The following is a 7,823-nucleotide window of genomic DNA, read 5'->3' as shown; positions in this document are numbered from 1 at the left end:
CGGCTCGTCGAGGCGGCGGGCGGCGACCCCGCCGCCGGGGCCGCCGTGATCACCGCCGACGTCGCCGACCCCGTCGCCTGCGAGCGCGCCGTCGGCCTCGCCGCCGACCGGCTCGGCGGCCTGGACGCCGTCGTGTTCAACGCCGGGATCGGCACCGGCTACGGCCTCGCCGGCACCGCCCTCGCCGACTGGGACCACGTCCTCGACGTCAACCTGCGCGGCCCGTTCCTGGTCGCCAAGGCCGCGCTGCCCATCCTGGACGCCGGCGCCGCCCTGGTGTTCATCGGCTCCCTCGCCGGCACCAAGCCGGGCAGCCGCTCCCCGTCCTACGACGCCTCCAAGGCCGGCCTGACCGGGCTGGTCCGCCACATCGCCGCCGAGGCCGCGCCCCGCGGCGTCCGCGCCAACGTCGTCGCGCCCGGCCTCATCGACACCGTCATGGGACGCGACGCCTCCGCCGGCAACACCGACCGCGACCGCGTCGCCCAGCTCATCCCCATGCGCCGCCAGGGCACCGCCTGGGAGGTCGCCGACGTCACCGCGTTCCTGCTGTCCCACCGCGCCGCCTACGTCACCGGCCAGGTCGTCCACGTCGACGGCGGCCTGTCCACCCTGCGCTGACCCCGAAGCCCTCCTCAGTCCCGCGCCCCGCCGGCCGGATGTTCCCGCGGCCCTGTTTCGCGTGCGGGCGCGGCAGGCCCTACGGTGATCCACCGTGAAGGCCGATCAAGTGGAGCTGCGCCCCGTCGCCGAGGACGACCTGCGCGTCATCGAACGCCTGAACGCCGACCCCGACCTGCTCGGACCGTTCCTGTGGGGCGGCTGGAGCGACCCCGGGCGCTTCCGCCGCCGCTGGGCCGAGGACGGCCTGCTCGGCGAGGACCGCGGCACCCTCATGGTCGCCCGCGGCGCCGACGCACTCGGCTACACCGCCTACCGCAAGGTCCCCACCGGCGGCCGCGCGTTCTGCTGGAGCATCGGCATCGCCCTGCTCCCCGAAGCCCGCGGACGTGGCGCCGGCACCCGCGCGCAGCGCCTCCTGGCCTCCTACCTGTTCGCCCACACCCAGGTCAACCGGATCCAGGCCGAGACCGAGGTCGACAACATCGCCGAGCAGCGCGCGCTGGAGAAGGCCGGATTCACCCGCGAGGGCGTCATGCGCGGCAACGGCTTCCGCGACGGCCGCTACCGCGACGAGGTGCTCTACAGCATCCTGCGCAACGACGTCCACCGCAACGGCCAGCTCTGACCCGCCACCGCGCGTCGGCGACCGGCCGTCTCACATCGTGCGCTCCACCTAGCCGTCCAGGACGACGCCCACGGTCGCATCGACGTGCGCGGGCACGTCGTCGTGGCGGTCTCCGACCGTCGGCGTCCCCGCGGGCTCGAACATCAGGATCGACGCGCCGCCCTCCGACGACGGCCGGTGCTCCACCCCTCGCGGCACCACGAACACCGAACCCTTCGCCAACCTGACGACCCGCTCCGAGCCCGCGCCCACTCCCGCGTCCGCCTCCGTCGCCTGCTCGGGGTCCGTGCTCGCCTCGGAGACGACATCGGCGCCGGGGCCGCGCAGGGCGATGGTCAGCTCGCCGTCCAGCACCAGGAAGAACTCGTCGGTGTCGTCATGGGCGTGCCAGATGTGATCACCGGCGACCTTGGCCACCCGGACGTCGTAGTCGTTGACCCGCGTCACGATCCGCGGGCTCCACAGCTGCTCGAACGTGCCGAGCGCCGCGTGGAGGTCGATGGGAGTGCCGTTCATGACCGCCATGCTCCCGGGTCGCCGGCCCCGCCCGCGAGTGCTAGGAATCGCACATGCCGCATCGATCCTCGCACCGCGTCGTGGTGATCGTCGACTCCGGGTCCAACCCGTTCGAGCTGGGCGTCGCCACCGAGCTGTTCGGGCTGCGCCGCCCCGAGCTCGGCCGCCCCTGGTACGACCTGGCCCTGTGCTCGCCCGAACCCGCCGTCCGCATGCACGAGGGCTTCTTCACCCTCGCCGGCGTCGCCGGCCTCGACGCCGCCGAGGACGCCGACACCCTCATCGTCCCCAACCGCCCCGACCCCCTGGCGGGCCCCTTGCCCGCCGTCACTACCGCGATCGCGCGGGCCGCGCGGCGCGGTGCCCGCCTCGTCAGCTTCTGCACCGGCGCGTTCACCCTCGCCGCCGCCGGGGTCCTGGACGGCCGCCGCGCCACCACCCACTGGCGCTGGGCCCGCGCGTTCGCCGAACGCCACCCCCGCGTCCTCCTCGAACCCGACGTGCTGTTCGTCGACGACGGCGACGTCCTCACCGCCGCGGGCAGCGCCGCCGCCCTCGACCTCGGACTGCACCTCATCCGCCGCGACCACGGTGCCGAGATCGCCAACGCCGTCAGCCGCCGCCTGGTGTTCGCCGCCGGACGCGACGGCGGGCAGCGCCAGTTCGTCCAGCGCCCCGTCCCCGCCGTCCCCGCGGCGTCCCTGGAACCCCTGCTGGAGTGGGCCCGCGACCGGCTCGCCGACCCCCTCACCGTCGCCGCGCTCGCCGCCCGCGCCGCCGTCAGCCCCGCCACCCTCCACCGCCGGTTCCAGGCCGAGCTCGGCACCACGCCGCTGGCCTGGCTCACCGCCGAGCGCGTCGCGCTCGCCTGCCGCCTCATCGAGCGCGGCGAGGCCCGCATGGACGTCGTCGCCCGCCGCAGCGGACTCGGCACCGCCGCGAACCTGCGCGCCCAGCTGCGCCGCCGCACCGGCCTCAGCCCCACCGCCTACCGGCGCCGATTCGGCACCGGGAACACCCCTTTCCCAGGCGGCGTTACCGTGTAACGATGTAATCATCGGGAGGTGCGATGATCCCCGAACCCCACGACGCCGACCTGCCCCTGGACGCCTACTCCCGCGCCGTCTCCGCCGTCGCCCGCGAGCTCACCCCGCGGGTCGCCGCGCTGCGCGTCCGCCACCGCGGCCGCGAAGGCGCCGGGTCCGCCGTCGCCTTCACCGGCGACGGCTTCCTCCTCACCAACGCCCACGTCGTCGGCACCGCCACCGGCGGCCAGGCCGCCTTCGCCGACGGCACCACCGCCGGCTTCACCGTCGTCGGCACCGACCCCCTGTCCGACCTCGCCGTCGTCCGCGCCGACGGGCCCACCCCGACCCCCGTCACCCTCGGCGACAGCGACCGCCTCGTCGTCGGCCAGCTCGTCGTCGCCGTCGGCAACCCCCTCGGCCTCGCCGGCTCCGTCACCGCCGGCGTCGTGTCCGCCCTCGGCCGGTCCCTGCCCAGCCGCAGCGGCAACGCCGTCCGCGTCATCGAGGACGTCATCCAGACCGACGCCGCCCTCAACCCCGGCAACTCCGGCGGCGCCCTCGCCGACGCCCACGGCCGCGTCGTCGGCGTCAACACCGCCGTCGCCGGCGTCGGGCTCGGCCTCGCCGTCCCCATCAACGCCACCACGCGCCGCATCATCGGCGCCCTCATCAGCGACGGCCGCGTCCGCCGCGCCTACCTCGGCCTGGTCGCCGCGCCCGTCCCCGTCTCCGCCGCCCTCCGCGAACGCACCGGGCAGAACGACGCCCTCCGCGTCGCCGAAGTCGTCCCCGGCAGCCCCGCCGCCCGCGCCGGTCTCCGCCGCGGCGACCTCGTCCTCACCGCGGGCGGCGCCCCCGTCAGCCACGCCCAGTCCCTCCAGCGCCTCATGTTCGCCGAAGCCATCGGACGCCCCCTGCCCATCACCGTCCTGCGCAACGGCGCCATGGTCGACGTCATCGCCGAACCCACCGAGCTCGACTCCGAACACGCCTGACCCCGCCCCGCCCGCCGTCCGGCCACCCGCCGCCACGGCGACGTATCACCACAGTGAGTGTGAACTGGCGCATATTTCGTATTCACCCTCTGCCTCTGATCCGCCACTCCCCGTATCCTGACGGCAAGCACCGCACCTTCGGGGACGGGCCGCACACGCGACGGGGGAGGGGCCACGGCGATGAACCACGCCCCCACCCTGCGCACGATCACTACTCGCCGAGCCGCCGTCGCCGCCGCAGTGGCGGCGGCCCTCCTGCTCCTGGCGGTCGCGTCCCACCGCGACGCCATGGCCCAGCCACTCGCCGCCGCGTCTCCGGCTTCCGCGCATCCGGCGCACGCCCATGGGCATCCGACCGGCCACATGGTCGCCGCCGTCGAGGAGGCGGCCAGTGCGCTCGGGCACGCCGTCACCACGGTGGGCGTCGCGCAGGTGACCGCGGCGGGCTCCGCTGACGTCACGCACCCTTCCGGCAAGGCCGGGGCTTCCCCGGACGCATCCGGCCACGCAGACCTCCACCGCCAGAACGGCATCACCAGCGAAGCGGACCGCGCCTCTGCGACCGCCGACGACACCCGCGGCGCCCGCGGCGTCCAGCCGACCGCGCGGGAACACGAGGCACCCGTCCGCGCGCTGCTCACCGCGCCCGAGGTGCGTCCACGCTGCGCCGCCGCCGAGCCCCGCCCCGGCAGGGCGCCCGGCAACGCCATCACCTCGCACCTCGCCGGCCCCCGCGCCTGCACCGCAGCCGCGCCGATCGGGCGCACCCTCGACTCCCGGCTCCGCCGTCCCCGCGACACTGGCGAAACCCTGGCTCACTTGCAGCTGATGCGCACCTAGGCCGACCCCGCCCCGCCGTCGCGGAACCGTCGCGCAGGTCCCGCCGGACGAGCGGACACCGCACCACCACTCCCGCCGTCACCGCACGGCCATGCCGCCATGCCCGGACGCCACGACCCCGCCCCCGATTCCATCGCAAGGCAACGCGCCTGACCGACCGAAGCGCACGGCCGCTTCACACGCACCCGTCCTTCGCCGCGACCGCACGCCAAGGGCATGCCGCCGCACGCCCTGACCAGCCCTGACCCCGCCCGTCCGCCCTCGACGAGTCCCGCAGGAACGCGATCCCACGCTCCCACCCCACGCTCACCGGCCGCTTCACCGACGCCGCGCACCCGCGGCACACACCGGAGGAACCAGCATGCGCACATCCGCACCCGGCACCGTCCACGACATCGAGTCGCCGCCAACCACCACCAGGAGCCACTCCGCCGACCGCCACGGCAGGACGCCCGCCCGCGCATCGGTGACCCGCGACCCCGGCACGAGCGTGCCCGCTCCGCGCGGTCCGCGCCGGACGGCCTGAGCGGAGGAACCGTGCGCTCCCACATCCCGCGGCGCGACGTCGCCGCGTCCCTCGTCGTGTTCCTGGTCGCCCTGCCGCTGTGCGCGGGCGTCGCCGTCGCCTCCGGCGTGCCCGCCGAGCTCGGCCTCATCACCGGCATCGTCGGGGGCCTGGTCACCGGCCTGCTGCCCGGCAGCAGCATCCAGGTCAGCGGGCCCGCCGCCGGCCTCACCGTCCTGGTGTACGAGGCCGTCCAGACCCACGGCGCCGCCGCGCTCGGCGCGCTCGTGCTGGCGTCCGGGCTGCTGCAACTGGTCCTCGGCGCCCTGCGGCTCGGACGCTGGTTCCGCGCCATCTCCGTCGCCGTCGTCGAGGGCATGCTCGCCGGCATCGGCCTGACCATCATCGCCGGGCAGCTCTACGCGCTCGCCGACACCCCCGCCCCCGGGACCGGCCTCGGCAAGCTCGCGGGCCTGCCCGGCCTCGCCGGCGGCATCGCCGCCTCGTCCGGCGCGCTCGCCGCGCTCGCCGTCGGCGCCGGCACCATCGCGGTCCTGGCCGGCTGGCGCTTCCTGCCCGGGCCCGTCCGGGCCGTGCCCGCCCCGCTCGCCGCCGTCGCCCTGGCCACCGCCGCCGTCGCCGTCCTCGACGCGCCCGTCGCGCGGCTGCGCGTCAGCGGACTGCTGGACGCGGTGAACCCGCCCGGCGGCACCGACCTCGCCCGCCTCGCCGAGGCCGGAGCGCTCGGCACCGTCGTGGCGTTCGCGCTCATCGCCTCCGCCGAGAGCCTGTTCAGCGCCGCCGCCGTCGACCGCATGCACCACGGCCCCCGCACCGACTACGACAGGGAGCTGATGGCCCAGGGCGCGGGCAACGCCGTCTGCGGAGCGCTCGGCGCGCTGCCCATGACCGCCGTCATCGTCCGCAGCGCCGCCAACGTCCAGGCCGGCGCCACCACCAAGGCCTCCCGCGTCCTGCACGGCGCGTGGCTGCTGCTGTTCGCCGCGCTGCTGCCCGGCGTGCTGGAGCTCATCCCGCTCGCCGCCCTCGCCGGCGTCCTCGTCCACGCCGGATGGAAGCTCATCCCGCTGCGGCGGCTCGTCCCGCTGTGGCGCCGCCACCGCGGCGAGGCCGTCATCCTCACCGGCACGGCCGCCGCCGTCGTCGCGCTCAACCTCTTCGAGGGCGTGCTGCTCGGACTGCTGCTGGCTATCGTCAAGGCCGCCTGGGAGACCTCCCACGTCCACATCGAGATCGACGACCCCGGCGACGGGCCCGTCCGCGCCGCCCTGAGCGGCAACGCCACCTTCCTGCGCCTGCCCCGCATCCTGGACGCGCTCGAAGCCCTGCCCCGCGACCGTCCCGTCGAACTGGACCTGTCCGGCCTCCGGCACCTCGACCACGCCTGCCGCACCGCCCTCACCGCCTGGGCCGACCGCCACGACCCCGGCGGCGGCGCCTCCATCACCGTCCCCGACACCCTCGCCCCCGCCGCGCGGTGACGACCCGCGGGCGGCCCTGACCGCACAGTCCCGCGCCGTCCCGTGCGGCCACGGGAGCCGCGGCCGCTCGGGCGACCGGTGTCAGGAGCGCCGGTCGCCCGCCGGGCCGCGGAACGCCGCCCGGTACGCGCTGGGCGACACCCCCAGCTCCGCCTGCAACCGCGACCGCAGCGACGCCGCCGTCCCGAACCCGGCCCGCTCGGCGACCCGGTCGACCGGCAGGTCCGTCTCCTCCAGCAACTGCCGCGCCAGCTCCACCCGCCGCCGCGCCAGCCACACCGCCGCCGACACCCCCGCCTCCTCCCGGAACCGGCGCGTGAACGTCCGCACGCTCATCGACTCCCGCGCCGCCAGCTCCCGCAACGTCACCGGACGGTGCAGGTTCGCCAGCGCCCACGCCCGCGCCGCCCCCGTCGACGACACCCCCGGCTCCGCCACCGGACGCGCGATGAACTGCGCCTGGCCGCCCTCCCGGTGCGGCGGCACCACCGTCCGCCGCGCCACGTCCGCCGCCACCGCCGCACCGTGGTCCCGCCGGATGATGTGCAGGCACAGGTCGATCCCCGCCGCCTCCCCGGCCGAGGTCAGCACGTCCCCCTCATCGGCGTACAGGACGGCCGGATCCAGCTCCACCTCCGGGAACAGCTCCGCGAACCGCTCGCACGACAGCCAGTGCGTCGTCGCCCGCCGCCCCTCCAGCAGACCCGTCGCCGCCAGCACGAACGCCCCGGTGCAGATCGACGCGATCCGCGCGCCCCCGCCCGGACGGTTCCGCGCCGCCCGCAGCGCACCCGGCAGCGGACCCGCCCCCGGGCACACCTCGTCCAGCTCATGCGACGCCGGGACGACCACCGTGTCTGCCTCCTCCAGGACCTCCAGGCCGTGCGCGACCGCCACCTCGAAATCGGCGTCCGTGCGGACCCGCCCCGGTTCCACCCCGCACGTCACCACCTCGTACAGCGGCGCCCCCCTCCGCTGACCTCGCCCGCCCGAACAGCTGGTGGGCGATCCCCACCTCCATCGGCAGCACCCCGTCCCGCAGCACCACCGCCACCCGATGCCGCCCGTCCCCGCCGAACACCCCACCCATGGCCCGATCCTTGCACATGCTGGCCCACCGGCCACTCGCCGCCGGACCCGCCCGCCCCGCAGCATCGAACCGAGCAGCCGCCATTAGGAAGGAGACCC

The 7,823-nt window shown here is 76.0% G+C and carries 8 protein-coding genes and 1 pseudogene; 7 read left to right on the top strand and 2 right to left on the bottom strand.

Annotated features, from left to right (window positions below; all coding sequences use genetic code 11):
* Together E1300_RS03970 and E1300_RS03965 are read left to right on the top strand one after the other, a co-directional pair.
* Positions 1-621 (top strand): SDR family NAD(P)-dependent oxidoreductase (locus E1300_RS03970; RefSeq protein ID WP_131755483.1); only part of this gene is annotated, 621 nt, incomplete at its 5' end.
* Between the two features lie 94 nt (positions 622-715).
* On the top strand, positions 716-1,249 hold the full coding sequence (locus E1300_RS03965; protein WP_131755482.1) for a GNAT family N-acetyltransferase: 534 nt from the start codon (positions 716-718) through the stop codon (positions 1,247-1,249).
* Positions 1,250-1,297: 48 nt separating this feature from the next.
* On the opposite strand, the gene E1300_RS03960 is transcribed toward E1300_RS03965, so the two are convergent.
* The gene (locus E1300_RS03960; RefSeq protein ID WP_131755481.1) at positions 1,298-1,765 is read right to left on the bottom strand and encodes a cupin domain-containing protein; all 468 of its coding nucleotides are present in this window, start codon (positions 1,763-1,765) and stop codon (positions 1,298-1,300) included.
* A 53-nt stretch (positions 1,766-1,818) separates the two neighbouring features.
* Here E1300_RS03960 and E1300_RS03955 point away from each other — a divergent pair, with 53 nt between their 5' ends.
* The 5 genes from E1300_RS03955 to E1300_RS03940 all read left to right on the top strand — a co-directional run bounded on the left by E1300_RS03955 (position 1,819) and on the right by E1300_RS03940 (position 6,635).
* On the top strand, positions 1,819-2,811 hold the full coding sequence (locus tag E1300_RS03955) for a helix-turn-helix domain-containing protein (protein ID WP_131755480.1): 993 nt from the start codon (positions 1,819-1,821) through the stop codon (positions 2,809-2,811).
* Between the two features lie 23 nt (positions 2,812-2,834).
* A complete protein-coding gene (locus tag E1300_RS03950) occupies positions 2,835-3,788 on the top strand; it encodes a S1C family serine protease (protein ID WP_131755479.1) in 954 nt (317 codons plus the stop codon).
* Between the two features lie 180 nt (positions 3,789-3,968).
* Positions 3,969-4,628: a flagellar biosynthesis protein FlhF gene (locus tag E1300_RS03945; protein ID WP_131755478.1), complete on the top strand. Its 660-nt coding sequence runs from the start codon at positions 3,969-3,971 to the stop codon at positions 4,626-4,628.
* Between the two features lie 361 nt (positions 4,629-4,989).
* Positions 4,990-5,154 (top strand): hypothetical protein, encoded by a 165-nt coding sequence (locus tag E1300_RS52145; protein WP_242618926.1) that lies wholly within the window; start codon positions 4,990-4,992, stop codon positions 5,152-5,154.
* An 11-nt stretch (positions 5,155-5,165) separates the two neighbouring features.
* Complete coding sequence (locus E1300_RS03940) at positions 5,166-6,635, top strand: SulP family inorganic anion transporter (RefSeq protein ID WP_242618925.1); 1,470 nt, start codon at positions 5,166-5,168, stop codon at positions 6,633-6,635.
* Positions 6,636-6,716: 81 nt separating this feature from the next.
* On the opposite strand, the pseudogene E1300_RS03935 reads toward E1300_RS03940, so the two are convergent.
* Positions 6,717-7,743: pseudogene (locus E1300_RS03935) on the bottom strand (GlxA family transcriptional regulator).
* Positions 7,744-7,823 lie beyond the last annotated feature (80 nt).

This window comes from Actinomadura fibrosa, from assembly GCF_900659615.1.
Lineage (GTDB): Bacteria > Actinomycetota > Actinomycetes > Streptosporangiales > Streptosporangiaceae > Spirillospora > Spirillospora fibrosa.
Note: the sequence above shows the minus strand (reverse complement) of the source record. Positions and strands in the feature narration are given on the sequence as shown.